The organism is Acidovorax sp. WCS2018Noco2-16 (assembly GCF_031843945.1).
Taxonomy (GTDB): Bacteria; Pseudomonadota; Gammaproteobacteria; order Burkholderiales; family Burkholderiaceae_C; genus Paracidovorax.
Genome location: NZ_JAVTJJ010000002.1, coordinates 233,029 through 259,491, shown reverse-complemented (window position 1 = coordinate 259,491; position 26,463 = coordinate 233,029). Strand labels below are relative to the sequence as shown.

General features: G+C 61.9%; 24 protein-coding genes. 18 read left to right on the top strand and 6 right to left on the bottom strand.

All coding sequences use genetic code 11. The features are described from left to right. Positions 1-59 precede the first annotated feature (59 nt). Together RQI28_RS06605 and RQI28_RS06600 are read left to right on the top strand one after the other, a co-directional pair. On the top strand, positions 60-947 hold the full coding sequence (locus RQI28_RS06605; protein ID WP_311221815.1) for a lysophospholipid acyltransferase family protein: 888 nt from the start codon (positions 60-62) through the stop codon (positions 945-947). Next, positions 947-1,816, top strand: a complete 870-nt coding sequence (locus tag RQI28_RS06600) for a lysophospholipid acyltransferase family protein (RefSeq protein WP_404976881.1) — start codon at positions 947-949, stop codon at positions 1,814-1,816. Before RQI28_RS06605 ends, RQI28_RS06600 begins: the two co-directional genes overlap by 1 nt. 55 nt (positions 1,817-1,871) lie before the next feature. Here the strand turns inward: RQI28_RS06600 and RQI28_RS06595 are convergent, their stop codons facing one another. Next, positions 1,872-2,780: an alpha/beta fold hydrolase gene (locus tag RQI28_RS06595; RefSeq protein ID WP_311221813.1), complete on the bottom strand. Its 909-nt coding sequence runs from the start codon at positions 2,778-2,780 to the stop codon at positions 1,872-1,874. A 52-nt stretch (positions 2,781-2,832) separates the two neighbouring features. After that, positions 2,833-3,579 carry a ribosome biogenesis GTP-binding protein YihA/YsxC gene (gene yihA, locus RQI28_RS06590; protein WP_311221812.1) on the bottom strand — a complete coding sequence of 249 codons (747 nt, stop codon included), beginning with the start codon at positions 3,577-3,579 and terminating at the stop codon, positions 2,833-2,835. A 93-nt stretch (positions 3,580-3,672) separates the two neighbouring features. Here yihA and RQI28_RS06585 point away from each other — a divergent pair, with 93 nt between their 5' ends. From RQI28_RS06585 to RQI28_RS06565, 5 genes are all read left to right on the top strand, one after another. After that, entirely contained in the window at positions 3,673-4,323 is a 651-nt protein-coding gene (locus RQI28_RS06585) for a c-type cytochrome (RefSeq protein ID WP_311221811.1), read from the top strand. A gap of 166 nt (positions 4,324-4,489) precedes the next feature. Continuing rightward, positions 4,490-6,634: a cytochrome c biogenesis protein ResB gene (locus tag RQI28_RS06580; RefSeq protein WP_311221810.1), complete on the top strand. Its 2,145-nt coding sequence runs from the start codon at positions 4,490-4,492 to the stop codon at positions 6,632-6,634. Further along, positions 6,631-7,968 (top strand): c-type cytochrome biogenesis protein CcsB, encoded by a 1,338-nt coding sequence (gene ccsB / locus RQI28_RS06575; protein ID WP_311221809.1) that lies wholly within the window; start codon positions 6,631-6,633, stop codon positions 7,966-7,968. Before RQI28_RS06580 ends, ccsB begins: the two co-directional genes overlap by 4 nt. A gap of 178 nt (positions 7,969-8,146) precedes the next feature. Further along, positions 8,147-9,145 (top strand): protein-methionine-sulfoxide reductase catalytic subunit MsrP, encoded by a 999-nt coding sequence (msrP, locus tag RQI28_RS06570; protein ID WP_311221808.1) that lies wholly within the window; start codon positions 8,147-8,149, stop codon positions 9,143-9,145. A gap of 60 nt (positions 9,146-9,205) precedes the next feature. After that, the gene (locus RQI28_RS06565) at positions 9,206-9,817 is read left to right on the top strand and encodes a protein-methionine-sulfoxide reductase heme-binding subunit MsrQ (RefSeq protein WP_311221807.1); all 612 of its coding nucleotides are present in this window, start codon (positions 9,206-9,208) and stop codon (positions 9,815-9,817) included. 79 nt (positions 9,818-9,896) lie between these two features. Here the strand turns inward: RQI28_RS06565 and RQI28_RS06560 are convergent, their stop codons facing one another. The 3 genes from RQI28_RS06560 to RQI28_RS06550 form a co-directional block, all read right to left on the bottom strand. Continuing rightward, positions 9,897-10,715 (bottom strand): MBL fold metallo-hydrolase, encoded by an 819-nt coding sequence (locus tag RQI28_RS06560; protein ID WP_311221806.1) that lies wholly within the window; start codon positions 10,713-10,715, stop codon positions 9,897-9,899. A 91-nt stretch (positions 10,716-10,806) separates the two neighbouring features. Continuing rightward, positions 10,807-12,105 (bottom strand): diaminopimelate decarboxylase, encoded by a 1,299-nt coding sequence (gene lysA / locus RQI28_RS06555; protein ID WP_311221805.1) that lies wholly within the window; start codon positions 12,103-12,105, stop codon positions 10,807-10,809. Continuing rightward, positions 12,102-12,350, bottom strand: coding sequence for an LPS translocon maturation chaperone LptM (locus RQI28_RS06550; protein ID WP_311222062.1), 249 nt, complete (start codon positions 12,348-12,350; stop codon positions 12,102-12,104). Before RQI28_RS06550 ends, lysA begins: the two co-directional genes overlap by 4 nt. Positions 12,351-12,362: 12 nt before the next feature. On the opposite strand from RQI28_RS06550, the gene cyaY reads away from it, so the two are divergent. Continuing rightward, positions 12,363-12,692 carry an iron donor protein CyaY gene (gene cyaY / locus RQI28_RS06545; RefSeq protein ID WP_311221804.1) on the top strand — a complete coding sequence of 110 codons (330 nt, stop codon included), beginning with the start codon at positions 12,363-12,365 and terminating at the stop codon, positions 12,690-12,692. Positions 12,693-12,760: 68 nt separating this feature from the next. Here cyaY and RQI28_RS06540 read toward each other — a convergent pair whose 3' ends face one another. Further along, positions 12,761-15,136, bottom strand: coding sequence for a penicillin-binding protein 1A (locus tag RQI28_RS06540; protein ID WP_311221803.1), 2,376 nt, complete (start codon positions 15,134-15,136; stop codon positions 12,761-12,763). Between the two features lie 266 nt (positions 15,137-15,402). Here RQI28_RS06540 and RQI28_RS06535 point away from each other — a divergent pair, with 266 nt between their 5' ends. The 10 genes from RQI28_RS06535 (at position 15,403) to RQI28_RS06490 (ending at position 26,350) form a co-directional block, all read left to right on the top strand. After that, positions 15,403-16,482, top strand: coding sequence for a pilus assembly protein PilM (locus RQI28_RS06535; RefSeq protein ID WP_311221802.1), 1,080 nt, complete (start codon positions 15,403-15,405; stop codon positions 16,480-16,482). Continuing rightward, on the top strand, positions 16,479-17,093 hold the full coding sequence (locus tag RQI28_RS06530; RefSeq protein WP_311221801.1) for a PilN domain-containing protein: 615 nt from the start codon (positions 16,479-16,481) through the stop codon (positions 17,091-17,093). The genes RQI28_RS06535 and RQI28_RS06530 overlap by 4 nt, the downstream gene beginning before the upstream one ends. A 4-nt stretch (positions 17,094-17,097) precedes the next feature. Beyond that, positions 17,098-17,772 carry a type 4a pilus biogenesis protein PilO gene (locus tag RQI28_RS06525; protein WP_311221800.1) on the top strand — a complete coding sequence of 225 codons (675 nt, stop codon included), beginning with the start codon at positions 17,098-17,100 and terminating at the stop codon, positions 17,770-17,772. Beyond that, positions 17,769-18,311, top strand: a complete 543-nt coding sequence (locus tag RQI28_RS06520) for a pilus assembly protein PilP (protein WP_311221799.1) — start codon at positions 17,769-17,771, stop codon at positions 18,309-18,311. Before RQI28_RS06525 ends, RQI28_RS06520 begins: the two co-directional genes overlap by 4 nt. A 54-nt stretch (positions 18,312-18,365) precedes the next feature. Beyond that, positions 18,366-20,459, top strand: a complete 2,094-nt coding sequence (pilQ, locus tag RQI28_RS06515) for a type IV pilus secretin PilQ (RefSeq protein ID WP_311222061.1) — start codon at positions 18,366-18,368, stop codon at positions 20,457-20,459. Positions 20,460-20,474: 15 nt separating this feature from the next. Continuing rightward, on the top strand, positions 20,475-22,076 hold the full coding sequence (locus RQI28_RS06510; protein ID WP_311221798.1) for an Ig-like domain-containing protein: 1,602 nt from the start codon (positions 20,475-20,477) through the stop codon (positions 22,074-22,076). Between the two features lie 118 nt (positions 22,077-22,194). Then, complete coding sequence (gene aroB, locus RQI28_RS06505; protein WP_311221797.1) at positions 22,195-23,289, top strand: 3-dehydroquinate synthase; 1,095 nt, start codon at positions 22,195-22,197, stop codon at positions 23,287-23,289. A 67-nt stretch (positions 23,290-23,356) separates the two neighbouring features. Further along, positions 23,357-24,544: a deoxyguanosinetriphosphate triphosphohydrolase gene (locus tag RQI28_RS06500; protein ID WP_311221796.1), complete on the top strand. Its 1,188-nt coding sequence runs from the start codon at positions 23,357-23,359 to the stop codon at positions 24,542-24,544. Positions 24,545-24,722: 178 nt separating this feature from the next. Continuing rightward, positions 24,723-25,379, top strand: coding sequence for a DUF1415 domain-containing protein (locus tag RQI28_RS06495; RefSeq protein WP_311221795.1), 657 nt, complete (start codon positions 24,723-24,725; stop codon positions 25,377-25,379). Next, positions 25,376-26,350 (top strand): SAM-dependent methyltransferase, encoded by a 975-nt coding sequence (locus tag RQI28_RS06490; protein WP_311221794.1) that lies wholly within the window; start codon positions 25,376-25,378, stop codon positions 26,348-26,350. Before RQI28_RS06495 ends, RQI28_RS06490 begins: the two co-directional genes overlap by 4 nt. The last annotated feature ends 113 nt before the right edge of the window (positions 26,351-26,463 follow it).

Here is a 26,463-nt window from a genome sequence, read left to right as displayed (position 1 = left end):
AGAATTGTTTTACGTCGCCCTGCAAGTTGCTCATTTAACCCAGCGACCGAGCCATTCTAGTGCCATCCTTGTTTCGATCTCTCTTCCACGGCCTTGCGGCCCTGCCGCTGTGGCTATCGCATCTACTGGGCGCCGCAGCGGGCTGGATCGTGTTCGCCGCATCGCCCACCTATCGCCGCCGCTTCATCGACAACGCCGCGCGGGCGGGCTATGCGCTGGGCGATGTGCGCGCCGCCATCGGCCATGCCGGCCGCATGGTGGCCGAGATGCCGCGCCTGTGGCTCAAGACCGAATCGCCGCCCGTGCAGATCCGCAACGGCGACTGCGTGGAGCGCGCCTGGGCGCGTGGCAAGGGGCTCGTCTTCCTGACGCCGCACATCGGTTGCTTCGAGCTGTCGGTGCAGGCGGCCGCCGCGCGCTGGAGCCCGTCGCACGGCCCCATCACCATCCTGTACCGGCCGGCGCGCCAGTCGTGGCTGGCGGACATCATGCAGACCGCGCGCAACCGCCCGGGCATCGAGGCGGTGCCGACCACGCTGCAAGGCGTGCGGCAGATGCTCAAGGCACTGCGCCGGGGCGAAGCCGTCGGCCTGTTGCCTGACCAGGTGCCGCCGCATGGCCTGGGGATCTGGTCGTCCTTCTTCGGCCGCGAGGCCTACACCATGACTCTCGCGGCCCGGCTGGCGCAGCAGACGGGCGCCAGCGTGGTGCTGGCGCGCTGCGAGCGGCTGCCGCGCGGGCAGGGCTATGTCCTGCACTTCGACGAATTGAGCGTGCCGATCGCCCCGGAACTCGACGCCGCCGTGCTGCAGATCAACCAGGCGATGGAGTACGTCATCCGCCAGGACCCGCAGCAGTACCTGTGGGGCTACGGGCGCTACAAGCAGCCGCGCGGGGCTCCAGCACCAACGCCTGCATCGCCTGCATCGAGTGGAGACGCCGCGTGATGGTGCGTATCGGTATCGCCCTGCTGGGGCTGCTCGGCCGCCTGCCGCTGCCCGTGCTGCGCGCCTTGGGCGCGTACATCGGCCGCGTGCTGTTCGTGCTGGCGGCGCGGCGGCGCAAGGTGGCGCTGCGCAATCTGGAGGTGTGCTTTCCCGACATGGCGCCCGAGCAGCGGCGCGCCTGGGCGCGGGAATCGTTCGAGGTGTTCTGCCAGGCCTTCCTGGACCGGGGCTGGCTGTGGTCGGGCTCCGAGGCGCTGGTACGCAGCCGCGTAAAGCTCGTCGGTGCGCTGCACGAGTTGGAGGGCGACGCGCCCACCATCGTCTTCGCGCCGCATTTCTACAGCATGGACGCGGGCGGCCTGGCGCTGCCGCTGAACACGCCGCGTGAATTCACCTCGATCTTCGCCACCCACCCTGATCCGGTGCAGGACGCCTGGTTCATGGCTGGGCGCCAGCGCTTCGGCAAGGTGCAGATGCTCAACCGCGCGGACGGGGTCAAGCCCATCATCTCGTGCTTGCGCAAGGGCGGCCTGCTGTACCTGCTGCCCGACATGGACTACGGCGCGGGCGATTCGCTTTTCGTGCCGTTCTTCGCGGTGCCGCAGGTGGCGACCATTCCGTCGTTGTCGCGCTTTGCCCGGCTGGGCCGCGCCAAGGTGGTGGGCCTCTATAGCCGCATGACGCCCGAAGGCTACGTGGCCGAGCTGACGCCCGCGTGGGAGCACTTTCCAACCGACGACGTGGTGGCGGACACGGCCCGCATGAACCGCGAGTTGGAAACGGCGATTTTGACCATGCCCAGCCAGTACTACTGGGTGCATCGGCGCTTCAAGACGCGGCCCGAGGGTGCACCGTCGGTTTATGAGTGAAATAGGCCTCTAGCGCTTATCCATCAAGCGCTAGTGGCTATAAATATAGTAGCAACTAGCGGGTGAGCAGGCTGGCTAGCGCTGTAGCCACCGCGTCCGGCTGCTCATGCACCACCCAGTGCGATGCCGAGGGCAGCGGCTGCACCCGCAGGTCGGGCACCCAGTCGCTCAAACCGTCCAGTAAGCCGGGCAGCAAGGCCGGGTCGTTCAGGCCCCACAGCACCTGGGTGGGCACCTGCACTGTCAGCATCTCCGTCGGCAATTGCACGGCAGCGGCGCCAGGGTCGTCGGCATGCGGCGGGCGCAGCGGGCTGGCGCGGTAGTAGTTGCATGGGCCGGTCAGGCCGCCCTGCCATTGCGCTCGGTACTGATCGCGCACGGCCGGGGTCAGCCAGTCGGGGGCGCCGCCGCCGCCCGGCGTGTCGAAAAAGCCGAACAGGCGGGCAAAGTCGTTCTCAGCCAGCAGCGCTTCGGCATCGGGTCGGCAGAGAAAGCGCATGTAATCGCTGGCCGCCTGCTGCGCTGGGTTGTGCTGCAGCTCACGCAGGAAGGCGCCCGGGTGCGGCGAATTGACGATCAGCAGCCGCTGCAGCAGATCGGGCCGTTGATTGGCCACGTTCCAGGCCACCGCACCGCCCCAGTCGTGCGCGATGAGCGCCGCCAGCGGCTGGCCGGCGCCGCATTCGGCTGCGATCAGCGCCACGATGTCCTGCACCAGATGCTTGGCGCGGTACGCCTCGCGCTCCGGCGGGCTGCTGGACGGCGCAAAGCCGCGCAGGTGGGGCGCCACGCATCGGTAGCCACCCTGTTCCGGCCTGGCGAAATGTTCCAGCAGGCCGTCCCAGATGAACGCGCCTTCCGGGAAGCCGTGCAAAAACAGCAGGACGGGCCGCCCCGCGTCGCCACTCACGCGACAGTGCAGGGTGATGCCGTGGGGCAGGGCGTGGTCCAGGGTGTCTATCATGCTGCGCTATGCTTTCCATAGCTGACAGCGCTTGCTGGTTGAGCGCTGGAGGCTATTTTGGTTCTGATTCGTCGTGAGGGGCCGAGTCGGGTGCGTCGGTCGCATCAGCGGGGGCGGGCGCTTGGTCTTGCACCGGGTGCGACCACTGCCACAGCAGCTGGGCGACTTCGTCGACGCCTTGTTTCTTCAGGGCAGAGAACATCATCACCTCTCCGCCGGCCGCGTTCAGTCGCGTAATCGACAGGATCTTGGCCTGCTCCGATCGGGTGAGCTTGTCCGCCTTGGTGAGCACGATGAGGAACTTCAGGCCTTCTTCGACCCGTGGGCGCAGGACTTCGAGCAGCGCCTCGTCCAGCTCCGTCAACCCGAGCCGGGGGTCGCACAGCAAGACGATGCCGGTCAAGCCGGGGCGGCTGACCAGGTAATTGACCATCACCTGCTGCCAGCGCACCTTGTCCGAGCGCGACACCTTCGCATAGCCGTAGCCGGGCAAGTCGGCCAGCACGGCATCGGTGATGCCTTGCTTGCCCAGGGAGAACAGGTTGATGTGCTGCGTGCGCCCAGGTCGCTTGGAGGCGAAGGCCAGCTGCTTTTGCTGGGTGAGCGTGTTGATGCACGTGGACTTGCCCGCGTTGGAGCGGCCCACGAATGCGATTTCGGGCACGGTGATGTTGGGCAAATGGTGCAGCTGCGCGGCCGTGGTCAGGAAGCGCGCGGTGTGCATCCAGCCCATGGCGACTTTGGCGTCGGGTGCGGGCGGAAGGCTGCCAGCAACTGGCGCATGTGATGTAGTCGTCATAAATCGGGGTTTGAAGGGATACGGCGCAAAGGGAGGCGATTGTAGAATCGTGGGGTTTTCGCGCCTCAATACCACAAACAAGAAACCCTCGATATGAAGTTGCTTGCCTCCTTGCTGATGGCTGCCGCGCTGGCAGTTCCCGCCATTTCGGCCCAAGCGGCGGGCGAGGCACCAGCCCCGGCTGCGGCAGCGCAAAAGCCTGCCAAGCCCGATCTGGTCAAAGGTGAAGCCAGCTTCACGGCCGTGTGCGTGGCCTGCCACGCGGCCGACGGCAACTCCAGCATTGCGGCCAACCCCAAGCTCGCGCAGCAGCATCCTGAATACTTGGTCAAGCAACTGCAGGAATTCAAATCCGGCAAGCGCAACGACCCGGTCATGAAAGGCTTTGCCTCCGCGCTGACGGACGACGACATGCGCAACATCGCCGCCTGGCTGGCCACCAAGCCCGCCAAGGCAGGGTTTGCCAAGGACAAGGAACTGGTCGGCCTGGGCGAGCGCATCTACCGCGGCGGCATCGCAGACCGCAACATCGCCGCCTGCGCTGGCTGCCACAGCCCCAATGGCGCCGGCATTCCGGCCCAGTACCCGCGCCTGTCGGGCCAGCACGCGGACTACACCGCCAAGCAGCTGACCGAATTCCGCGCGGGCAAGCGTGCCAACAGCCTGCAGATGACCCAGGTGGCGGCCAAGCTGAATGACCGCGAGATCAAGGCGGTGTCCGACTACATCGCCGGCCTGCGTTGATGCACGTCAATCCGCAGGGGCTCTGCTGGCGGGCTCGCGGAACCTACCGCCGATAATCTCCACCCAAGACGGGCGGGCGCATCTGAACGGATGGCCCGCCCTTGTTGTTTGGGCCCTGCCGCTGATCCTTTCCTGATCCCTTCCATCTCTCCCCTTTCTCTGTTCCATGTCTGACCCCACCCACGGCATCCGCCTTCAGTCCCGCTCGCAGGCGCTGCGCGCGGCGATCGAGCTGCTGTCGTCGATGCGGTTCGCCATCGCGCTGCTGACGGTGATCTGCATCGCATCGGTCATCGGCACCGTGCTCAAGCAGCACGAGCCGGCCGTGAACTACGTGAACCAGTTCGGCCCGTTCTGGGCGGATGTGTTCCTGGCGCTGCGGCTCAACGCCGTCTACAGCGCCTGGTGGTTTCTGCTGATCCTGGCGTTTCTGGTGGTGAGCACCTCGTTGTGCGTGGCGCGCAACGCACCGCGCTACCTGGCCGATCTGCGCAACTACAAGGAAAGCCTGCGCGAGCAGAGCCTGAGCGCCTTCTCCCATCGCGCCGAAAACGACCTCGCCGAAGCGCCCGAGGCCGCCGCACGCCGCCTGGGCGCGCTGCTGGTGTCGGGCGGCTGGAAGGTCAAGCTGCAAGAGCGCAGCGGCCGTGGCTGGATGGTGGCGGCCAAGGCCGGCGCGGCCAACAAGATCGGCTACATCGCGGCGCACAGCGCCATCGTGCTGATCTGCCTGGGCGGACTGCTGGACGGCGACTTGATCGTGCGCGCGCAGATGTGGATGGGTGGCAAGACGCCTTATGCGGGCGGCGGCCTGATCTCGGAAGTCAAGCCCGAGCATCGCCTGTCCGAGCGCAACCCCACCTTCCGCGGCAACCTGCTGGTGGCCGAAGGCACGCAGTCGAGCATCGCCATCCTGAACCAGTCCGACGGCGTGCTGCTGCAAGAGCTGCCCTTCGCCATCGAACTCAAGAAGTTCATCGTGGAGCACTACTCCACCGGCATGCCCAAGCTGTTCGCCAGCGAGATCGTCATTCACGACAAGGCCACCGGCCAGGCCACGCCCGCGCGCGTGGAGGTGAACCACCCGGCCAGCTACCGCGGCATCGAGATTTACCAGTCGAGCTTCGACGACGGTGGCTCGCAGGTCACGCTGCGGGCGCGCCCGCTGGTGGCCGGCGTGCAGCCGTTCGACGTCCAGGGCGTGATCGGCGGCAATTCGCCCCTGCCTCAGGCGTCGATGGGGCAGCCGCTGACGCTCGAATACGCCGCGCTGCGCGTGCTGAACGTCGAGAACTTCAGCAATGCGAAGGATGTGGGAGCCGGTGGCTCTGCCGTCGACGTGCGCAAGGTCGACCTGCGCGCATCCATCGAGTCACGCCTGGGTGCGGGCAACAAGACGCTGACGCCGCGCGATCTGCGCAACGTGGGCCCTAGCATCACCTACAAGCTGCGCGATGCTTCCGGCCAGGCGCGCGAATTCCACAACTTCATGTTGCCGGTGGACACGGGCGACGGCCAGCCTGTCTATCTGCTGGGCGTGCGTGAAACGCCATCGGAGCCGTTTCGCTACCTGCGCGTGCCTGCCGACGACCAGGGCAGCATGGACGGGTTCGTGCGCATGCGGATGGCGCTGGCCGATGCTGCGCTGCGGGAACAGGCGGTCAAGCGCTATGTCGCCCTGGCGGTGGACGCGTCGCGGCCCGAGCTGGCCGAGCAGCTGACGCAGTCCGCGGTGCGGGCGCTGGCACTCTTTGCGGGTGCGATGCCCGCCGCGCAAGGCCGCAGCAGCGCCGGCGGCCTGCAGGCGATTTCCGACTTCATGGAAGCCAACGTGCCCGAGGCCGAGCGCGCCCGTGCGGGCGAGGTGCTGGTGCGCATCTTGAACGGCACGCTGTTCGAGCTGGCGCAACTGACGCGCCAGCGCGCCGGCCAGACACCGCTGGAACAAGACGCGAAAACCCAGGCCTTCATGACCCAGGCCGTGCTGTCGCTGAGCGACGCGCAGATCTACCCGGCGCCGGTGGCGTTCGAGCTGAAAGACTTCAACCAGGTGCAGGCCAGCGTGTTCCAGGTGGCGCGTGCGCCGGGCAAGAACGTGGTGTACCTGGGCTGCCTGCTGCTCATTCTGGGCATCTTCGCGATGCTGTACGTGCGCGAGCGTCGCATCTGGATCTGGCTGGCGCCGCAGGGCGATGGAGCGCATGCCACGATGGCGCTTTCCACCAACCGCAAAACGATGGACGGCGACCGCGAGTTCGGCCAGCTGACCCGAAAACTCATCGGGGCACCGCCCCATGGAGACACCGCATGAATACCGCCACCACGACGGTCACGTTGAACGAGGGGTTCCTTGCGCGCCGCAGCGCCTTCGACTGGCTGTTCGCCGCCATCGTCACCGTCGGCGCGCTCTTCACCCTGCAGCGCTACGGCATGGCCATGGACGGGTACGAAAAGGGCATCCTGATCGGGGCCATTCCAAGCATGGTGTGGCTGGGCTGGTTCTGGCGGCCGCTGCGCGTGCTGAGCCTGGCGGTGACGGCGTGCTCGCTGCTGGCCATCTGGCTCTACCAGAGCGGCGACGGTGGCGATTTGGCGCGCGCCGACACGGTGTTCGCGCTGAAATACTTCCTGTCGAGCCAGTCGGCCATCCTCTGGATGAGCATGCTGTTTTTCATGAGCACGGCGTTCTATTGGATCGGCATGTTCTCGCGCGGCGAGGGCCAGACGATGATGCTGATCGGCTCGCGCCTGGCCTGGGTGGCCATCGCCATGGCGCTGATCGGCACCATGGTGCGCTGGTACGAGAGCTACCAGATCGCGCCGGACATCGGCCACATTCCGGTCAGCAACCTGTACGAAGTGTTCGTGTTGTTTTGCTGGATGACGGCGGCGTTCTACCTCTACTACGAGGCGCAGTACAAGACCCGTGCGCTGGGCGGCTTCGTCATGCTGGTGGTGAGCGCCGCGGTCGGCTTTCTGCTCTGGTACACGGTGGTGCGCGAGGCGCACGAGATTCAGCCGCTGGTGCCCGCACTGAAAAGCTGGTGGATGAAGCTGCACGTGCCGGCCAATTTCATCGGCTACGGCACCTTTGCACTCGCGGCCATGGTGGCCTTCGCGTATCTGATCAAGCAGCAGGCGACCGAAACGCGCTGGTGGAAGCTCGCCCCGCTGTGGCTGCTGGGCGTGGTGCTGTGTTTCGAGCCGATAGTGTTCCGCCAAGGCGGTGCGGACGGCAGCGGCGGCGGCTACTGGATGGTGTATTTCGGTATTTCTGCGCTGATCGTGGCCGGCATTCTGCTGGGAAGGCGCCACATCGCGGCGCGGCTGCCGTCGTTCGAGGTGCTGGACGACATGATGTACAAGTCCATTGCGGTGGGCTTTGCGTTCTTCACCATTGCGACCGTGCTGGGCGCGCTGTGGGCCGCCGAGGCCTGGGGCGGCTACTGGAGCTGGGATCCGAAGGAAACCTGGGCGCTGATCGTGTGGCTGAACTATGCCGCCTGGCTGCACATGCGGCTGCTCAAAGGACTGCGCGGCACCTTGTCGGCCTGGTGGGCGCTGGTAGGGCTGGCCGTGACAACCTTCGCTTTTCTGGGCGTGAACATGTTCCTGAGCGGCCTGCACAGCTACGGCACGCTGTGATTGGGGCAGGCACCCGCCAGTCGCCGCAGCGCGGGTGATCTGGCGCGGCATTTGGGACGTAGGAATAAGACCACCGCATCTGCGGACCTGAGGGCCAAGCGGCGCAGGCGAGATTCGGTTAGATTGACCGGTGCGGCTGCCCACGCGCTGGCGGCCGTCCCAAGACCTGGAGACTCCCATGCTGATTCCCCCTCGCAACAACGGCTTCGACCATCCCCACGCCAGCGAGATCACGCCGCGCGCCGCCTACGAGGGGCGCCGCGATATGTTGCGGTGGATGGCTACGGGCGCCGCAGGCGCTACGCTGGCGTCGTGGGCTGGTCGCGAAGCATTCGCTCAGCAGGTGGCCCGCCCGGGAAAGCTGGCGGCGCTGCCTGGCGCCAAGTCATCGGTGGCCGGCGCGGTCACCATGGACAAGCTGACCGATTACAAGGACGCCAGCACGTACAACAACTACTACGAGTTCGGCGTGGACAAGGCCGACCCGGCCAAGAACGCCCACACGCTCAAGACGTCGCCCTGGACGGTTGAGGTGGAAGGTTTGGTTAACAAGCCGCGCAAGTTTGCCCTCGAAGACCTGCTCAAGCTGAGCCCGCAGGAAGAGCGCATCTACCGGCTGCGTTGCGTGGAGGGTTGGTCGATGGTGGTGCCGTGGGTGGGCTACTCGCTCGCCGAACTCATCAAGCGCGTGGAGCCGCAGGGCAGCGCCAAGTACATTGAATTCGTCACGCTCGCCGACAAGGCCACCATGCCCTTCGTGGGCTCGCGCGTGCTGGACTGGCCCTACACCGAGGGCCTGCGGATGGACGAAGCAATGCATCCGCTGACGCTGCTGACCTTCGGCATGTATGGCGAGGTATTGCCCAACCAGAACGGCGCGCCGGTGCGGCTGGTGGTGCCGTGGAAGTACGGCTTCAAGAGTGCCAAGAGCCTGGTCAAGATCCGCTTTGTCGAGAAAGAGCCGGGCACTGCCTGGAACAAGGCCGCTGCGCAGGAATACGGCTTTTATTCGAACGTGAACCCCAACGTCGACCACCCGCGCTGGAGCCAGTCCAACGAGCGCCGCATCGGCGAAGACGGCCTGTTCGCCAAGAAGCGCAAGACGCTGATGTTCAATGGCTACGAGGCGCAGGTCGGGCAGCTGTATGCCGGCATGGACTTGAAGAAGAACTTCTGACGAGCACGCCGGCGCGCGGCCTGCTTCTTGCATTCGCGGCCTGGCCCGCCACCCCACCGCATGAAAAAACTGTTGATGCACCCGGTCGCCAAGCCGGCCGTGTTCGCCCTGTGCCTGTTGCCCTTGGCCTGGCTGGTCTATGGCGCGGTGGCCAACCAACTGGGCGCCAACCCGGCCGAAGCATTGATCCGCTCAACGGGCGATTGGACCTTGCGCCTGCTATGCGTGGCGCTGGCGGTCACGCCCCTGCGCGTGCAGTTCGGCCTGACGCCGCTGGCGCGCTTTCGCCGCATGCTGGGGCTGTTCGTTTTCTTCTACGCCGTGCTGCATCTGCTGTGCTACAGCTGGTTCGACATGGGGTTCGAGGTGGACGAGATCGTGCGCGATGTAATCAAGCGCCCGTTCATTCTGGTGGGCATGCTGGCGTTCGTGCTGTTGCTGGCCTTGGCCGCCACCTCGTTCAATCGCGCCATTCGCTGGCTGGGCGGCAAGCGCTGGCAGGCGCTGCACCGCGCGGTGTATGCGGTCGCGGGGCTGGCCCTGCTGCATTTCTTCTGGATGCGCGCCGGCAAGAATCACTTCGGCGAGGTGGCCATCTACGCGGCCATCATCGGCGCGCTGCTGGCGTGGCGGGTCTGGCACCGCAAGAGCGCCCGCAAGCCCAAAACCTGATGCTATTAAAATAATAGCTGCTTGCGCTTAATGGACGGGCGCTAGAGGTCTATTTGACTATAAATTCAAGCGCAGTCCGTCACCGTCCTGATGTCTTGCGTGGAACAGGGTCGATGCGCGCTGTCGGCAACTGGTAGGCGCGCTCGTCGAAGAGGTCGATACCGCACTGCAGGTTCTCGGCCCAGTCGAAAAAATCTCCAATGGCTGTCTTTCCCATGATGGGTGCGCCGTGTTGTGGCACCAGCATGGCAATGTCCAGCTGACGCGCCATGCGGGTCCATAGCCGCAGGATCTTGTTGGACACCATGTAGCGCCGGTGGAAGGCTTCCATGCGCGGAATGTGCGGCGCCAGGTCGGTGACAGGCACACGCGCTTCCGAGCCGCTGGTCATCGACACGCCCAAGTCACCCGTGAAGAGAATGCGGCTGACCGGGTCGTAGAAGTGGAAGTTGCCCTCCGAGTGCAGGAAGTGCGCCGGCAGCAGTACCAACTCGTGCCGGCCCAGCGGCAGGTGGCCGCCGCCGTCTGGCACGCCGATCACGCGGTTCTCGGTCTTGCCGACCTTGGTGAAGTGGGGCGCAAAGCGTTCCCAGACGCGCGAGATCACCAAAGTGGCGCGGGTGCTGGTCATCCAGCGGTCCAGCGACGCGATGATGTCCGGGTCGGCGTGGGATGCGATCAGGTACGAGAGCTTGTGCGGCGGAAAGTGCTGGCTCATTCCGATGAACAACTCGTTGAACGCGAGGTTGCCACCGGGGTCGATGATGGCGCCAGTATCGCCGTCCACGATCAGGAACTGGTTGGCCTGCACGGCCTGCCCGTCTTCCTCGATCAAATCCGAGAACATCAGGCAGGCATGCTGCGCATCTCGATACAGCTCGACGGGTTGCTGGGCCATGGCGGCGGTCTTCTTTTCAGTGGAAATAACCACTGTAGAACCGCACCGCCCGCGCCTTCTTGATGCCCATCAAGAGGGCGCGTGACAAGTGTCAGGACGCGATGAGTTTCTCGCCGCGGAACAGATCGCTCACCGTTTCGCGCGCGCGAATCAGGTGCGCCGCGGCGCCGTCCACCAGCACCTCGGCGGGCCGGGCGCGGGTGTTGTAGTTGCTGCCCATCGAGCTGCAATAGGCGCCTGCCGAGAGCACGGCGAGATGGTCGCCAGGTTGCACTGCCAGGGTGCGGTCGCGGCCGATCCAGTCGCCGCTTTCACACACCGGGCCCACCACGTCGTAGATCTGCGCTTGTGTCTGCGAAGACGGTGACGCACTGGCTTGCAGCGGCACGATGGCGTGGAACGCCTGGTACATGGCAGGGCGGGGCAGGTCGTTCATTGCGGCGTCGACGATGCAGAAATTCTTCTGCTCGCCAGGCTTCACGTAGAGCACTTCGGTCAGGCACACGCCGGCGTTGCCCACCAGCGAGCGGCCCGGCTCGATCATGAATTGCCTGCTGCCATAGCCGCGCGCGTCCAGCTTGGCCAGCAGCTTGGTCCACAGGGCATCGGCCTCGGGCGGGGTGTCGCCGTTGTAGTTGATGCCCAGGCCACCGCCGAAGTCGATGTGGTGGATGGGAATGCCGGCCGCCTCGATGGCCTGCACCAGGTCCAGCAGGCGGTCGGTGGCGTCCAGATAAGGTGTTTCTTCGGTGATCTGCGAGCCGATGTGGAAGTCGATGCCCACCACCTTCAGGCCCGGCAACGACGCGGCATGCTGGTAGGCAGCCACGGTGCGCTCATGAGCGACCCCGAACTTGTTGCCCTTGAGGCCTGTGGAGATGTACGGGTGGGTCTTCGGGTCCACGTTCGGGTTCACGCGGATGCTGATCGGCGCCTGCGTGCCCGAGGCCACGGCGACTTCGCTCAGCACGTCGAGTTCCGATTCGCTCTCGACGTTGAAGCAGCCGATGCCGGTGGCCAGCGCTTCGCGCATTTCAGCGCGTGTCTTGCCCACGCCGGAGAAGATGATCTTGCGCGGATCGCCGCCCGCTGCCAGAACGCGCTGCAGCTCACCGCCCGAAACGATGTCGAAACCGCAACCTTGCTGTGCAAACAGCTGCAGCACCGCCAGCGACGAATTGGCTTTCATCGCGTAGCAGATCTGCACCTTGCGCCCAGCAAAGCCGCGTTGGTAAGCGGCCAGCGCCGACAGCATCGACGCCTTGGAATACACGTAGAGCGGGGTGCCGTGCTGGCTGGCCAGCTCGCTCAGCGCAATGTCTTCAATGAAGAGGGCGTCGTTGCGGTAGGCAATATGGGGGTGGCCGGGCAGGGGAGAGGGCGTCGTCATGGCTTGGAGGGCAGGGCGGAGGAGGCGGGAGCGAAGGGTGCGGGCGCTGCCTGCGCGCTCCCGGGGGCTGCAGGTTGTTGCTGCTCCTGCAGGAACGGGTTCAGCGTTTGCGGCAAGGTGGCGCGCTGGGCAGCGGCCGGCTCTGTGGGTAGAAACAGCGGCCCGCGCTGACCGCATCCGGCAACTGCCGCCGCGCTTGCAGCAAGGGCAATCGTCCTGACTAGAATTTGGGAAGCTCTCAACATAAGCAAATTGTAATGACGGACCTCGAATTCCTCGATCACGCTGAAAAACTCCTGCTCACGGTGGAGGAGGCGTGCGACCGGATCAACGATGACACCGATGCAGATCTGGACGCCCAGCGTGTGGGTGGAATGATCACGATCACGTTCGGCAACGGCAGCCAGATCGTCATCAACCAGCAGAAGCCATTGCACGAGATCTGGCTGGCGGCCCGCACGGGCGGGTATCACTACCGTTTTGATGGTGCCCAGTGGCAGGACACGAAGGGCGGCAGTGAGTTCTTTGCAACGCTGAATGAAAACGCCAGCCTGCAGGCTGGCATTCCATTGCGCTTCGAAGGTTAAGCCTGGTCCGGCGCCACGGTTACGCGGTGAGCGCCGAGCGCCCCTGCTGACAAGGGCGCCCGGGCAGATCAGTTGCGGAACAAATCGAGGATGCGGCTGCGTTCCTCGGCCGGCGGTGGAGCGGCGGGTGCGGTACCAGGGGCCGGATGGTCTTCCATGCCGACGCTCGCGACGCCTGCATTGCGTGCGTACTCTTCATAGAACCACTCGCCACCCACGTTCACTACACCCGGTGGCACTGACGGCTCGGCCACAGGCACGCCCTTGAGCGCACGTTCCATGAAGCTGATCCAGATCGGCAGGCTGAGGCCGCCGCCAGTTTCACGACTGCCCAGGTTGCGTGGGGTGTCATAGCCAATCCAAGTCACGGCCGCGATGGTGGGCTGAAAACCAGCGAACCAGGCATCGACGGCGTCGTTGGTCGTGCCGGTCTTGCCGTAGATGTCGGGGCGCTTGAGCGTGGCCTGCGCGCGGGCAGCCGTGCCGGAACGCGTCACTTCCTGCAGAAGGCTGTTGGTGATGAACGCATTGCGCGGCTCGATGGCGCGAGGGTTCTCAGTGGTCGCCGGGGGCTGGAAGTCCGAAAGAATGCGGCCCTTGTGATCCGTGACGCGGCTGATGAGGTACGGATTGACGCGATAGCCGCCGTTGGCAAACACGGAATAGGCCGACACCATTTGCATGGCGGTCACTGATCCAGCGCCCAGAGCCATGGTGAGATACGGCGGATGCTTTTCGGCGTCGAAACCGAACTTGGAAACCCACTCCTGGGCGTTCTTGGGGCCGACTGCCTGCAGGATGCGGATAGAGATCACGTTCTTGGAGCGGGCAAGCCCGGTGCGCATGGTCATCGGGCCGTCGTACTTGCCATCGTAGTTTTTTGGCTCCCACGGCTGGCCGCCGGTGACACCAGCGCTGAAAAACAAGGGCGCGTCGTTAATCACGGTCGCCGGCGTGAAGCCCTTTTCAAGGGCTGCTGAGTAGATGAACGGTTTGAAGCTGGAGCCGGGTTGGCGCCAGGCCTGCGTCACATGGTTGAACTTGTTCTTGTCGAAATCGAACCCGCCCACCAGGGCCTTGATGGCGCCTGTGCGCGGATCCACGGCGACGAAGGCACCCTCGACTTCCGGAAGCTGCGTCACCTCCCAGGTCTTCTTGGGTGTTTGAACGACGCGGATGATGGCGCCGCGGCGAATCTTGATGTTGGGTGGTGCTTTGTCGCTCAGGCCCGACTGGACCGGCTTCAACCCGTCGCCGGTAATCTCGAACGGCTCGCCATTGGCGCGGGCTGCCACGATTTTCTTGGCGTTGGCCTGCAGCACCACGGCAGAGAGCACGTCACCGTTGTCCGGGTGGCTTGCCAGCACGTCGTCAATGGCGTCTTCTGCTTCTTGCGCATCGTCGGGCAGCGTCACGAACTTCTCAGGGCCGCGGTAGTGCTGGCGGCGTTCGTAATCCATGATTCCCTTGCGCAGCGCGGTGTAAGCCACTTCCTGGTCGCCCGCGTTCAGCGTGGTGTATACGTTCAGCCCACGGGTGTACGCCTCGTTTCCATACTGCGCGAAGATCAGCTGGCGGGCCATTTCCGCCACGTACTCAGCGTGAATGCGTGTGCTGTCCGTGCCGGACCGCAGCTTCAGATCTTCCGCCTTGGCGGCGGAGGCCTGCTCTGCTGTGATGAACCCGTTCTCTTGCATGCGCTCGATGATGTATTGTTGGCGGATGCGGGCGCGCTTGGGGTTGCTGATCGGGTTGTACGCAGAGGGTGCCTTGGGCAGACCGGCCAGCATGGCCGCCTCTGCGATGGAAATGGACTTCAGCGGTTTGCCGAAGTAGGTTTCTGCAGCCGCAGAAAAACCGTACGCACGATTGCCCAGATAAATCTGGTTCATGTAGATCTCGAGAATCTGATTTTTGGTCAGCAAATGCTCGAGCTTGAATGTCAGCAATATTTCGTAGATTTTCCGGGTGAACGTCTTTTCTGACGACAGGTACACGTTACGGGCCACCTGCATCGTGATGGTGGAAGCTCCCTGGCTCTTCACTCGCCCCAGATTGGCGAGCGCCGCACGCACCACGCCCTTGTAGTCCACACCGCCATGTTCGAAAAACCGGGCGTCTTCAATGGCGAGCACCGCATCCGTCATCACCTTGGGGATGTCCTGGATGGGGGTCAGATTGCGCCGTTCCTCGCCAAACTCACCCAGCAGCGCTCCTTCCGTGGAGTACACCCGCAGCGGCAGCTTGGGGCGGTAGTCGGCCAGGTCGGAGATATCAGGCAAGTTGGGATAGGCCACGGCCAGCGCCACCGCCACAGTGAGCACGCCGGCAAGGCCGACTGCGGCCCCCAGGCCCACCAACCACGCAAGCGCAAGCAAAAGGCCGCGTAGCCATGCAGGCCGCGACGGTGGGGTGGTGGGAGGTGATTTGGCTGGAGGCGGCATGTAGCGCTTTAAGAAGTGAACCCGCCATTATAAAAATGGCTGCGCATGCTGGGCGCTGGCGGTGTAACAGGCCCCTGCATGGGCGTTGGATCGCATACATGCCGCATGCCGCACGCGCAACCTGTAGGAAGAGATCGTCTGCTTTTGACAACGACGAACTTGTTACGCCGGTGCAAAAGACTTTGCCGGTCTATCTCGGACTGCTAGCATCCATGTGAAGTGTTAGGTTTTGTTGCGCCGCATGGGTGTGTCACGAGGGGCTAATTTTGATCTCAATGGGGTCTTTGTTCAATCGACAGTCGGCGCCCCTACTGGGTATCGACATCAGCTCATCCAGTGTGAAGTTGGTGGAATTAGGTCGCGACAAGGCGGGCGCTCTGGTGCTGGAGCGTTGCGCCATAGAGCAGTTGGAGCGAGGCTGGATCACCGACGGCAACATCGAGAAATTCGACGAAGTGGCTGAAGCGCTGCGTCGCCTGGTGAAAAAAAGCGGCACGCGCACCAAAAACGTGGCCTTGGCACTTCCTCCGTCTGCGGTCATCACCAAACGTCTTTCGTTGCCGGGCGGAATGTCTGAGCAAGAGTTGGAAGTGCAGGTCGAATCCGAGGCCAATCAGTACATTCCGTTTTCGCTCGACGAGGTGAGCCTCGATTTCTGCGTGGTCGGCCCTAGCAAGAATGCGCCGGGAGATGTGGATGTACTCATCGCCGCATCGCGCCGTGAAAAAGTGCAGGATCGCCAAGGTCTGGCGGAAGCCGCAGGTCTGAAGCCCGTCATCATGGACATCGAGTCGCACGCATCCCGATTGGCAGCCGGCCGGCTGATCGAGGCGTTGCCCAATCGCGGCGTAGATTCATTGGTGGCACTTTTCGAAGTCGGCGCGCTGACCACCAGCCTGCAGGTGATTCGAAACGAGGAAGTTCTTTATGACCGAGACCAGGCCTTTGGCGGTGCTCAGCTCACGCAGTTGATCGTCCGGCAGTACGGCTTTTCTCAGGAAGAGGCCGAGAGCAAGAAGCGTAGCGGCGATCTGCCCGAAGACTACCAGTCTGCCGTTTTGCGCCCTTTCGTTGAAAGCATGGCGCATGAAATCGGCCGAGCGCTGCAGTTCTTTTTCACCAGCACACCGCACAACCGCGTCGACCACATCATGCTGGCGGGCGGCTCTGCTCCTCTGCCAGGATTGACAGAGGCCGTGGTTAAAACGTCGGGCTTTGCCTGCTCGGCGGTCAATCCTTTCGAAGGCATGGAAATAGGCAATTCCGTTCGACTCAAGAAGATGGTGCGTGAAGCGCCGTCGTATCTCACGTCCTGCGGCCTGGCCATGCGGAGGTTTCTGCAGTGATTCTGATCAATTTGCTTCCCCATCGGGAGGCGGCGCGCAAGCGACGGCGCGAGGCCTATCAGGCGACCATGTTGGCGTCGGCCTTGGTGGGTTTGGCCATTGCCGGGCTCATCTACTGGTGGTTCCAGATGATGATCACCGATCAGCAGGATCGCAACGCCTTCCTTAAGCGTGAAATTGCGGTGCTTGAAGGGCAGATCAAGGAAATCGCCTCCATCGAAAGCGAAATCGCTTCTTTACGTGCACGCCAGAAGGCGGTGGAAGACCTTCAGGCTGATCGCAACCTGCCGGTTCACTTGCTCAACGAGTTGGTGCAGCAACTGCCGGATGGTGTGTACATCACCAGCCTGAAACAGGATGGGCAAGTGGTCACCATGCAAGGTATGGCGCAATCCAACGAGCGCGTTTCGGAAATGTTGCGCAATTTGACCAACAACACGCCGTGGTTCAGCAAACCAGAACTGGTCGAGATCGTCGCGGCCAACGTGGCCCTGACGCCTCGTGATCAGCGGCGGGTGGCATCGTTCAATTTACGGTTCCGTCTGATGCGCAGCACCGACGTACAGAAGCCTGGCGCGCCGGCTGGCGCTGACGGTACGGCAGGGAAGTAATCAGATGGCGAAAAAGAAAACTTCGAAGGTCGACCTCGCCCGGGTGCAGAGCGATCTGCAAAGACAGTTCCAGAACCTGGATCCGAAGGATCCGTCCCGCTGGCCGGTGGTGCCTCGGGCGCTGCTGTGCGTTGCCATTGCGGTGGGCATTGCCACATTCCTGTGGTTTTTCAAACTGACGGACTATGAGGCCGAACTCGAAGCCGAACGTGCTACAGAGCAGACCCTGCGTGCCGATTACCAGGCCAAGCTGATCAAGGCAGTGAGTCTGGAAGCGCTCAAGAAGCAGCGAGAACAGATCCAGCAGTACGTGATACAGCTGGAAAAGCAGTTGCCCAGCAAGGCGGAAATGTCGGCTCTGTTGTCAGATATCAACCAGGCGGGCTTGGGCCGTAGCTTGCAGTTTGAGTTGTTTCGCCCGGGCCAGATCGTGGTGCGCGATTACTACGCTGAATTGCCAATCGCTGTGCGGGTGACCGGCAAATACCACGACATCGGTTCGTTTGCCGCGGACGTCGCCAACTTGTCCCGGATCGTCACGCTCAATAACTTGTCCATTGCGCCTTCTGCCAAGGATTCCACGACCTTGTCGATGGACGCTACGGCCAGAACCTTCCGTTATCTCGATCCCGAGGAAATCCAGGCGCAGCGCGACGCCGCAGCAGGGAAGAAGAAATGACACCTGCACGATATATGGCCGCGTTTCTCGCAACTGTTCTGCTGGCCGGATGTGGGCCATCGGGTGAAGACGAAATTCGCGTTTGGATGGACGAATTGCGAGCAACCACTCGCTCGCGCGTGACGCCGTTGACCGAACCGAAGCAGTTCATTCCCCAGAACTACGTGGCCGAAGCGGGCGTCGACCCTTACAGCGTTGCCAAGCTCACGCAGGCCTTGCGGCGAGACTCGGCCCAGTCGATAACGAACGCGTCGCTTGTGGCTCCCGAGATGGCTCGTCGCAAGGAACCGCTGGAGGCCTACCCCTTGGACGCCATGTCCATGGTCGGCAGCTTGAACAAGACAGGAGCGCCCACCGCGTTGCTGAACGTGGAAAAGCTGCTCTATCAAGTGCGGGTGGGTGACTACCTAGGGCAAAACTACGGAAAGATCGTAAAGATCACCGAAACAGGAATTCAGATTCGAGAGATCGTGCAGGACACCACCGGCGACTGGATCGAACGCATGACCGCACTGGACCTGCAAGAGGGAAAGAGGTAAGGAATGAACCACAATAATCGCCCATTGCTCGGGTGTCTTCGTGTTGCGACCCTAATGGCTGGGGCTGTACTGATGACGACCTTTGCGTATGCCAAAGGATCCATCGAATCCGTGACCGGTGTGCTGCAGGGGGGCGGGGAGACTGTGCGGATCGAGTTGTCCGAGCCGCTTGCTGCCATTCCATCGGGTTTTGCCATTCAGTCGCCCGCACGTATCGCCCTGGATTTTCCGGGTGTGTCCAATGGCACGGGTCGATCTCTGATCGAGATCAACCAAGGCAACATCAAGTCGGCGAACATCGTCGAAGCGGGTGACCGCTCACGGTTGGTGTTGAATCTCAAGCAGCCCACCGCCTACCAGGCCGAATTGCAAGGCAAGACGCTTTTGGTTTCATTGACTCCCGTGAGTTCCGGCGCAAGCGTCGCGCAGGCGGCACCCACGGTGTTCGCCGAAGACCATAACAACAATGTGTTGGCACTGCGTGACCTCGACTTCCGCCGAGGCAACGACGGTGCCGGGCGCATCGTTGTGGGTCTGGCCAATAACCAGGTCGGCGTTGATTTGCGGCAGCAGGGTAAGTCTCTGGTAGTGGAGTTCATGCGCTCTTCTCTGCCAGAAGGCCTGCGGCGTCGTCTCGACGTGACTGACTTCGGCACGCCGGTGCAGACCATTACTGCATCGCAACAGGGCGAGCGGGTCCGTCTGGTGATCGATCCTACGGGTGACTGGGAGCACAGCGCCTACCAAAGCGACGGCCAGTTCGTTGTGGAAGTACGCCAGAAGAAGGTTGACCTGAGCAAGCTGACTCAAGGTCCGGGGTACAGCGGAGAAAAGCTGTCGCTGAATTTTCAGAACATCGAAGTACGGTCACTGCTGCAGGTAATTGCTGACTTCACCAACTTCAACATCGTCACATCCGATACCGTGACGGGTGCCCTGACTTTGCGCCTTAAAGATGTGCCTTGGGATCAGGCGCTGCAGATCATCATGGATGCCAAGGGTTTGGGCATGCGCAAATCCGGCACGGTGCTGTGGATCGCTCCCAAGGACGAAATTGACGAGCGCACACGTAAGGATTACGAAGCGGCGCAAGCTATTCGCAAGCTGGAGCCATTGCGGACACAGGCCTATCAGTTGAACTATGCAAAGTCGGCCGATATGGTGACTCAGTTAACTACCAGCAGCGGTGGGGGAGGTGGTTCCGGAGGTCAAAACAATCGCTTTCTTTCTGAGCGAGGTAGTGCGTTGGCTGAGCCACGCACGAATCAACTTTTTGTCACCGATACGTCGAGCAAGCTCGAAGAAGTTCGACTGTTGCTGCAGACGCTGGATGTGGCTGTGCGGCAAGTGATGATTGAGGCGCGCATCGTTGAAGCGCGGGATTCGTTCGGTCGGTCGTTGGGCGTGCGGCTGGGTGGAGGTGATCTGCGTGCCAACCGGGGTGGAGATGGGGGTTATGGAATTGGTGGCGGCAACCGTGTGGCGGTGGGCACTGGTTACGAGAACGCGGTCAATTCCTCAGGTTTTGGTTCACCAGTGAACGTGGGCGGCTCGTTTGTTAACTTGCCAGCCTCTGTTTCCAATGTGGCGAGCGTGGGTACCTTTGCCCTGTCTATCTTTAATTCAGCCGCTAACCGGTTCCTGACGCTTGAGCTTTCCGCCATGGAGGCGGATGGCCAAGGCAAGATCGTTTCGAGTCCTCGCCTGATTACTGCTGACCAAACCAAGGCGTTGATCGAACAAGGTACCGAATATCCGTACTCTGTGACGGCTCCAAATGGTGCGACAACCATTGCCTTTAAGAAGGCAGTGCTCAAGCTTGAAGTGATTCCGCAAATCACGCCTGAAGGCAACATCATTCTGGATCTCGATGTCAACAAAGACAGTCGCGGTGAAAGTACTAACCAGGGCGTGGCCATCGACACCAAGCACATCAAGACGCAGGTGCTGGTCGAAAACGGCGGCACTGTGGTGATTGGCGGTATCTTTGAAATGGAAGAGACCAATCAGGAAAACAAGATCCCTCTGCTGGGCGATGTGCCAGTGGTGGGTAATTTGTTCAAGAGCCGCACCAGAGAGTCGACCAAGCGTGAGATGTTGGTGTTTATCACGCCTAAGGTGATTTCGGACAAAGGTCCGGTTCGTTAATCGGTGGATTTAATAATGAAAAACTTTTGTAAATTTGTAGCTGCGCTGTCTGCTGTAGTGCTGGTAGGTTGTGGCGGCGGGGGCGGTAGCTCTGGATCAAACCCAAACAATCCAGATAACGGAGTCAGGCCAGTCGCTAGTTTAGATTTTCAACTGGATAAAAGCGCTGTCACTAATTCTGGGTCTGATGAGGCCACACTTACAGTGACGGCGCTTGACAGTGCCAACAATCCGGTTGCGGGTGCTGCTTTGGCAGTGAATACAGATTCTGGTATCTATACACCGGTCGTTGCCACGACGGACACGACAGGTAAAGCATCCGGAAAGATATCTACTGGCAGCAACAAGGCCAATCGCAATATCGGTTTTACGCTTACTCTGGGTGGAAAGACTGCCGCAGGGGTTCTTCCTGTGACAGGTAGCCAGATCACCGTTTCCTCTGTTCCTGGCGCGCCAGCCCCAGGCGCCAAAGTGACACTTTCTATCAAATTGACCGATGTCAATAATGCAGGAATTGGAAACGCCTCGGTCGCTCTGGGCGGAAGCTTGGGCTTCAGTGGCACAGTGAGGACGGATTCAGCGGGTGTGGCTACCGCGGAACTGGCTGCAGCGCCTACCGCAACCGGGAACTACACGGTAGATGTCACTGGAGGTGGCGTAACTTCTCGACGTGACGTCCAAGTGGTAAGCGCGACAGGTGGGGTGCCTTCGGCCGTCGGAATAATCAGTGCTGCTAGTTTGGCTATCACACCTAATACGATTGCTCCCAATGCGTCCGGAGCTGCGGTTAATCGTGCCGGCATCAAAGCACTATTTCAGAATGCGTCAAATCAAGCTATCAACAATGTGCGAGTGCGTTTTTCAATAGTTGCGCCCGGCTTGGGCGCGGGCGAATTTTTGTCTACCGGAGACGCGGTTATTTACACGGACATTAATGGGGTTGCGAATGCCGACTATGTTGCGGGAACCCGTTCAAGTCCAACCAATGGTGTAGTAATTCGCGCCTGCTACGGTACGACCGATGCTGATATTGCGAATGGTGCATGTGCTAATTCGATGACTGCCACGATGACGGTTGCTGCTGAACCGCTCTCTATCACGTTGGGCTCCAACAACGAGATGGCCAAGGGTGGTGACAACCTTACCTATATCAAGAAGTTCGATGTGGCTGTCGCTGACGCTGCAGGTAATGCAGTCTCTGGTGCTCAAATTTCGGCCAGTGTCGATCTTCTTCGTTATGGAAAAGGAACACTGACGGGCGCCCGGTTTTTCTGTAATAACGAAGACACCAACCGCAATGGTCTGCTTGATGCGGGCGAGGATATCAACAGAGATCAAGTGCTGACACCTCGCAAGGCAGACATCATCATTTCATATGTGGGCTCTCGTACCACTGGCTCTAATGGCCGAACAACTATTCAGATTGAGTACCCGCAAAATGTGGCTACTTGGCTTGATTATGCAGTGAAGGTAACTACCAATGTGGCCGGCTCTGAAGGAACGGTCGAGCGTGAATTCACGACGGGCTTTATTGAGGGCGATGAAGAAAATGGTTCATTCTTGACGTCACCTTACGGGCGAAATGTCACCATTGACGCGTGCCGTATTGCGGGCTAGTTTTGACGTGCCTTTCAGAAGGGCGAGGGGCGCAAGCCCCCCGCCTTTTTTCAATTGCGCCAAATGACAGGGCGGAACACTAAACTAGCTCTATCCTGTTGATCGGAAATTTCAAGACATGTTGAACTCAGTGAAGATTGATCTTGGAGATCGGTCATACGACATCGTCATCGGCAAGGCGCTCTTGACTCTGCGGGAGGCGTATAAGCGGCTGCCAAGAAGCGCGAACGCCTTGATCGTGACCAACGAAACGGTTGGGCCTCTTTATGCTCAAGGCCTTGTGGAGACTCTTGCAGGTCTTTACTCCCATGTGAATGTCGTAGCATTACCCGATGGCGAGAAGTTCAAAGATTGGCAGCATTTGAATCTTATTTTTGACGCTCTTCTCGCCAACGGCTGTGACCGCAAAACTGTTTTGTACGCGTTGGGAGGTGGAGTCATCGGCGACATGACGGGCTTTGCTGCGGCCTCCTATATGCGTGGAGTGCCATTCGTTCAGGTGCCCACCACGCTGCTGGCTCAGGTGGATTCTTCCGTCGGTGGCAAGACGGCGATCAACCACCCGCTCGGCAAGAACATGATCGGAGCGTTCTACCAGCCGCAACTGGTGGTGTGCGATCTGGAAACATTGGCGACTTTACCGGCGCGTGAACTCAGCGCAGGGTTGGCCGAAGTCATCAAATACGGCCCCATCGCCGATATGGATTTCATGGCTTGGCTGGAGGTGCACGTCGAGGCTCTGCGGCAAGGCGATCACGTTGCCCTGGCCCACGCCGTTCGCCGCAGCTGCGAAATCAAAGCCCACGTAGTGGGCATCGACGAGCGCGAAGCAGGTCTGCGCGCCATTCTGAATTTCGGCCACACCTTCGGTCACGCGATCGAAGCGGGCATGGGCTATGGCAACTGGCTGCATGGCGAAGGCATAGGCGCGGGCATGGTGATGGCGGTGGAACTGTCCCATCGGCTCGGTCTGGTAGATGCGGCCTTTGTCCAGCGGCTGCGCGCACTCATTATCCGGGCGGGGTTGCCGGTGCGCGGGCCTGTGATTGACGCTCAGGACAACGCCGGGCGTTATATCGATTGGATGCGTGGCGACAAGAAATCCGAAGCCGGCGAGATCCGTTTTGTTCTCATCGATGGGCCTGGTAAGGCGGTGGTGCGCTCGGCTCCGGATGCGCTGGTGCGTGAAGTCATCGATGCGTGCTGCGCTTGATGCGATATTGCGGCGGCTACTATTTTGATAGCTGCATGCGCTTGATACATAAGCGCTAGAGGCCATTTTGACCATTGATTCTGCTCTGGCGCCTTACGCTTGCGAGCCAGCGCGCAGCCGGGGCCGGCGGTATGCCGAAGCTGCCGCCCCGACGCGTACGGAGTACCAGCGCGACCGCGACCGCATCGTGCATTCGTCGGCCTTCCGGCGGCTCGTCTACAAGACGCAGGTGTTTTTGAATCACGAAGGCGACATGTTTCGCACGCGGCTGACGCATTCGCTGGAAGTGGCACAGCTCGCCCGGTCCATTGCCCGGTCGCTGCGCATCAACGAAGACTTGGTGGAGGCGATTTCACTGGCGCATGACCTGGGCCACACGCCGTTCGGCCATGCGGGGCAGGACACACTCAACGAATGCATGGCCGCCCACGGCGGCTTCGAGCACAACCTGCAGAGTCTGCGCGTGGTGGATGCGCTGGAAGAGCGTTACCCCGACTACGACGGGTTGAACCTGACCTTCGAGACGCGCGAGGGCATCCTCAAGCACTGCTCGCGTCGCCATGCGGAGCAGATCGAGGCGCGTGAGCCGTACGGTGTCGGCCAGCGGTTTTTGCTGCGCCAGCAGCCCAGCCTGGAGGCGCAGCTGTGCAATCTTGCTGACGAGATTGCCTACAACGCGCACGACATCGACGACGGTGTGCGTTCCGGCCTGATTACCCTGGAGCAGGTGCAGGAGGTGCCGCTGTTCGAGCGTTTCTGCGCGCAGGCGCTGGCGGAGTATCCGCAGCTCTCACAACCCCAGTCCCGTCGCCGATGGTTGAACGAAGCCATCCGCCGCATGCTCAGCGCGCAGGTGTACGACGTGATTGGCACAACCGGTGATGCGCTGGCCGACCGCAAGCCCGCTGACGTGGACGCGGTGCGCCACTCGCCCGCACCGTTGGTAGGCTTCAGCGACGGCATGCGCGCCGAATCGCAGGCGCTCAAGCGGTTTCTTTTCAGCCAGCTCTACAGGCACCCGCAAGTGATGCAAACCACAGGGCAGGCCCAGCAGATCGTGCGCGAGCTGTTCGACATCTACATGGCGAGGCCCGAAGAAATGAAGCCTGCTTTCGCCGCTCGCGCCGCTGCGGGTGACGATAGGGCCCGACAGGCCCATCACGCAAGAACCGTGGCCGACTTCATCGCCGGGATGACCGACCGTTTTGCTGGCAGCGAACACCAACGCTTGACCGGCCTGCAGCTTTTGGGTTGAGCCGTTTCACCATGGCTCGCGCGATGGCTTCGGTGCCATGTAGCTGTGGACGATGGCGTAAAGGGCGAGTGCGCAGCGGGCGCTGAAGTCGCTCACTCCTTAAAATGGTCGCCCCGAGCTGTATCGCCCTATGCAGGCGCTGCCGGGCTGCATTCACATTCGCTCTTCGCCCCACGCCATGACCACATCCCAGCCGCCGTCGCAAGACCTCGACCCCGTTCCTCTGCCAGCTCCCGGCGGTTCCTCGTCCCACGATGTACTGGTGGTCGAAGACACGGTGCGATGGCTGGAGCGGGCGGTGATCGGCCTGAACCTGTGCCCTTTCGCCAAGGGCGTCCATATCAAGGGGCAGATTCACTATGTGGTCAGCGCTGCGACGGATGGGCGTGAACTGCTGCAGGATCTGCAGCGCGAACTGGAGGCGCTGGCCGAAATTTCCGCCGAAAAGCGCGACACTACGCTGCTGATCGCGCCTGAATGCATGGCGGACTTTCTGGACTTCAACGACTTTCTGGCACTGGCGGACGACCTGGTGGACGCGATGGACTTGGGCGGCATATTGCAGGTCGCGTCGTTCCACCCGCAGTTCCAGTTCGACGGCACGTCGACCGACGATGTGACCAACAGCACCAACCGCGCCCCTTATCCCACGCTGCACCTGCTGCGCGAAGACAGCATCGACCGCGCCGTCGAAGTGTTTCCTGAAGCGGAAGCGATCTTCGAGCGCAACATGGAAGTGCTGGAAGACCTGGGCGCCGAAGGCTGGGCTGCGCTGGATGTGGGTGCTCGGTATTGCCCGGCGCACGGCGGCAACGTGCCGAAAGCCGGCGCATGAAGGCGGCCCGCTCTAATGGCGACGCCGGCCGGTCCAAAGCGCCCAAGGCATCAGCATCCAAGGCATCGCGTGCGGAAGGCGCCGTCGTGCAGGACGCTGCCTTGCAGGCCGAACTGCGGCCAGGCCAGTCGATCGAACTGCTGAAAGAGCTGCACATCCTGACCCGCGAGGGGCGGATGAATCAGGACTCCCGCCGCAAGCTCAAGCAGGTCTACCACCTGTTCCAGTTCATCGAGCCTTTGCTGCAAGAACTGGGCGCTAGTGCTGAAGGCGGCGCCGGGCCAACCCTGGCCGACCATGGAGCAGGCAAGTCTTACCTGGGCTTCATCCTCTACGACCTGTATTTCAAGGCACTCGGGCACGGGCACATTTACGGCATCGAAACGCGTGCCGAACTGGTGGATCGTTCGCGCGCCCTGGCCCAGCATCTGGGCTTTGGCCGCATGTCGTTTCTGAACCTGTCCGTGGCGGAGTCCGCTGATGCGGCCGAGCTGCCGGCACGCATCGACGTGGTGACCGCGCTGCACGCCTGCGACACCGCGACGGACGACGCCATCGCTTTCGGCCTGCAGAAACGGGCGCGCGCTATGGTTCTGGTGCCCTGCTGCCAGGCTGAGGTGGCCGCCTGCCTGCGTCAGGGCAAGGCGATGCAGTTGGCACGCACGCCCTTGGCCGAGCTGTGGCGCCACCCGCTGCACACACGCGAGATGGGCAGCCAGATCACCAACGTGCTGCGCTGCCTGCATCTGGAGGCCAGCGGCTACCAGGTCACCGTTACCGAGCTGGTGGGCTGGGAGCACAGCATGAAGAACGAGCTGATCATCGCGCGTTACACCGGCCAGAAAAAGCGCAGCGCAGCAGACCGGCTGAAGGCCATCCTGCAAGAGTTCGGGTTGGCAGGGGTGCTGGGTCAACGTTTTGGCTTGGTCGGCGAACCTGTTGCTGAAACGGTGGATCCACTGCTCGGCTGAATGCATCGCATCGAGAAGAGTGCAGGTCTTTTAGTGCTCTAGCGCTTATCTATCAAGCGTAATTAGCTATAAAAGATATAGCGTCCTGGATTCCAGATCGGCAAAGAATGAGG